At 42.8% G+C, this 3,798-nt stretch carries 3 protein-coding genes; all 3 read right to left on the bottom strand.

The annotated features are described in order from the left end of the window. Positions 1–1,199: sugar ABC transporter ATP-binding protein (locus tag ACH2DQ_RS04390; RefSeq protein WP_395025718.1), on the bottom strand; the 1,199-nt coding region annotated here is incomplete at its 3' end. A 30-nt stretch (positions 1,200–1,229) separates the two neighbouring features. Beyond that, a complete protein-coding gene (locus ACH2DQ_RS04385; protein WP_394915295.1) occupies positions 1,230–2,198 on the bottom strand; it encodes an ABC transporter permease in 969 nt (322 codons plus the stop codon). 284 nt (positions 2,199–2,482) lie between these two features. Continuing rightward, positions 2,483–3,574, bottom strand: coding sequence for a sugar ABC transporter substrate-binding protein (locus ACH2DQ_RS04380; protein WP_394915296.1), 1,092 nt, complete (start codon positions 3,572–3,574; stop codon positions 2,483–2,485). Positions 3,575–3,798 lie beyond the last annotated feature (224 nt).

The raw sequence follows: 3,798 nt of genomic DNA, 5'->3' as shown, positions 1-3,798 counted from the left end.
ACAACCTGTTTCCCTGCATCAAACGTCTTAATATTCAGCTCTTTCACCATTTGTAAGGTCTGTGACGTTTCTGATTTTCGATTAATAAATTTTATTTTTCCAGATATTTCTTTTATATTTGCAAGCACCACGTTTTCTTTTACGGTTTTTGGCATCAAAAGTCCTTCCTCACGCCTATTCTCAGTAATAAACGCCATACCATTTCGAATACAATTTTCAGGTGTGATGGGCTTTATCTCCTTCCCCTTATAGTGAATGCTGCCGTCTGAGATGGTATCTACTCCAAACAAACATCTGAGAAGTTCAGTCCTTCCAGCCCCCATCAATCCAAACAGCCCTAATATCTCACCTTCCCGAATCTCCAGATTGACATTCTCAAATCTTCCGTCCTGACAGATATTCTTCACCTCAAATGCTACTTCCCCTATTTGCTTTTCCACTGTGGGATAAATTTTATTCAATTCACGTCCCACCATCTGTTTGATTACCTCCGGTGTTGTGATGGTATTCGTAGGGTTCTGTGAAATGATTTCCCCGTCTCTGAGTACGGCTATCTCGTCACAATGTTCAAATACATCCTCCAGAATGTGGGTGATAAAGATGAGGGATTTTCCTTGCTTCTGAAGCAGATGCATGATCTCAAACAGTTTTTCCTTTTCTTTATTTGACAACGAGGTGGTTGGCTCATCCAGAATGATAATTTTAGCATCCCTCATAATTGCCTTTGTGATCTCCACCAGTTGCCGCTGTCCCATTGGAAGACTTCCCAGAATATCAACCGCTGTAAAGTCACTAATTCCCAGCTCTTTCAGTTTATCCGCAGCAATCTTTTTCATTGCTCTCTTATCAATAGTTTTAATTTTATTTTTCTTCATCTCAGTAATAAAGAGATTTTCATAAACACTTAAATTGGTAAACAGATTCAACTCCTGGTGTACAAAAGCGATACCCGCGGCCTGGGAAATTTTCGGGTTTGCCGGCTCGAACTTTCTGCCTTCCAAAATGATTTTTCCCCCATCCCTCTGGTGAATGCCTCCCAGGATATTCATCAGGGTAGATTTTCCAGCACCGTTTTCACCAACCAGTCCCAGGATCTCTCCTTTTTTCAGTGCAATCGTTATATCTTTCAGCACCTTCACGGAGGAAAAAGATTTTGTCACCTGCTCCAACTGTAATATATACTCTATCTTTTCAGCCACTCTTCTCACATCCAATCTTATCGGCACTTGTTATGATTTTTCATTTCTTTTCTTAAAGACAGCCATACCTCCTGCAGCCAAAATAATCGCTCCCTTGACTATGGTAATGATGAAATACGGTGTATTTAACAAGTTTAATGTTACATTAATTAATATAATAAGAAATGCTCCCATTACCGTATTGGGGATCTTGCCAAATCCTCCTGCCGGACTGGTTCCGCCTACGATAATACTGCCCATAATATCGATGAACAATGTACTTCCATAGCTGGATGCTCCTGACTCCATCTGGGCCATCATAATAACACCCGCAATTGCTGCACAGACACCACTGTAAATATATATTTTAAAGATCGTCTTTTTTACCGGAATACCGGAAATAACCGATGCCTTGGGATTGGTTCCCACCGAATAAAGCTGTCTACCATACAAAGTACGGCTGCAGACAATGTGGGTAATAACTGCCACAATTAATCCCAGGATGAGCGCATAGGGGATTCCCAGTACGTTGCCCGATCCCAAAGCTGTGAAAGCTGAAGGCAGTCCTGAGATAGTAGTTCCTCCTGTATAGACAACAGCAAGACCGCTGCCAATCATCTGGGTTGCCATGGTAACGATAAATGAAGGCATCTTAAATCTGGTAACAGACAAACCATTAATAATACCAAAAATAACACCGATCAATAGCATCAGCAGAATGGCAACGGGAATAGCGTACCATCTACCAGCCAGGTATCCGGTTGTCTCGCTCATAATCGATGCTCCCACCACACAGGTTAGTGCAATTACGGAGGTTGCAGAGAAATCCACGCCACCGTTTAAAACTGCGAAGTGCTGGCCACATGCAACGGTAAGTAATACACAGGCCTGACCAAGAATGTTTGTGATATTACCCGCAGTTGCGAAATTTGGTACGCCGATGAGTGCAACAAATACAAACACCAGTACAAACCAAATAATTGTGTCTACTGACCCGTAAATCTTTTTGACCTGTTCCATAAAATCAAACCTCGCTATCTGCATCAAGTACAGCATTGCATGTAATTGACTGTGAATACGTACCCGGTATCTGCGTCAGGCATGCATCTGGGAAACAACTGCGCAGCTGGGCTGCGACTAGCCTCACAGAAATGCAAGCGTAGATACCAGGAACATTATCCACTGATAATTGTGTTATGCTGAACTATGCTCTGTTTTTCTTTCATACTGGTATCACGTCTACGGAATATACGGCGACGCGCAATGTCATACTCCTCTGATGATAATTACTCTGACCTAAGAAATTAGTATCCTGCAAAACCTAATTCATTTACATTCTCAGGCGTAACTTCAAATCCAGGATCCACAAGACCATCTGTTTTTTCTCCTTTAGCCGCTGCCACTGCACCTTCCACGCAGAGCTGCCCCTGAGTCGTAGCATCCTGCACAGAAACGATATCTACATAGTTTGCCTTAATCTGGTCAATTGCATCTTTTGCACCGTCAAAAGTAACAATAGTTACATGCTTCTCATCATCAATCGGATACCACTTATCAATCTGCTGCAGTCCCGAAATAATAGACGGGAGTAAGGCATCAGAAGGGCTGAATATCATATTGATGTCAGGATTTGCTTCAAAAGCACTCAGAATACCAGCCAGAGCCAGTTCTCCCTTCCACTCAGTGGGAACTTCGGAAACTACATCGAATATATCTTTATTTGCATCCGCCACATTCTTAAATCCAGTATCACGTGCAACTGCATTTACGTCAGTCAGGCTGCCCATCAGTTTTACTGCCTTGTAAGTCTTTCCATCCTTTTTTGCTTTCTCCAGCAAATAGTTCATCTCTCTCTCAACCATAGCAACGTTGTCAGAGGTAACTGTTCCTGCAACTTCTGCTCCCTCACCTGCAGCGCGGTTTGCCATGATTACGGGTACATCTGCCTCATTGCATTTTTTAATAGCAGATACAACAGCCTCACCATCTGCCGGCGCAATGATGATTGCATCAGCCCCGCTGGAAATTAAATTTTCAATCTGCTGGTTTTGCTTCTGCACATCATTCTCTGCGATTACTTCGGTATACTTCACACCCAACTCATCGCATTTATCGTGCATAGCTGTCTGATACTCTGCCCACATCTGGGACTCAATGGCACACATGGAAATGCCGATCATAATATCTTCTTTGCCGCCGGATGCTGCTTCAGATACTGCCTCTGTCACGGCATCCGTAGCTGCCGCTGTTGTCTCTTCATTTGCAGCCTTAGTCTCTGCCGTTGTCTCTTTTTGCGCCTCTGTCGATGCTGTTGTCTCTGCTGTTTTTTCACCACAACCCACCATTACCAAAACCATTACACATGCTAATACTACACTAACTGCTTTCTTCTTCATACATACCTCTCCTTTACATTTTTTATTAATGAATACCTTCTATAAAAAAGAGCTTCCTCTTTTCTATCGTATCTTTTCCACAATGGCCATTTCTTTCAGTTCCATTGCCCTTTCATATTGAAACCCCACCGTTAACTTTGACTCCGCAGTCGCAGCAGATACGCCTGCCGCCAGCTTTAAAATTTCTTCTATTGGAAGTTCTTTCGCAAATCCGTATACCATGC

It is taken from the genome of Robinsoniella sp. (assembly GCF_034124845.1).
Note: the sequence above shows the minus strand (reverse complement) of the source record. Positions and strands in the feature narration are given on the sequence as shown.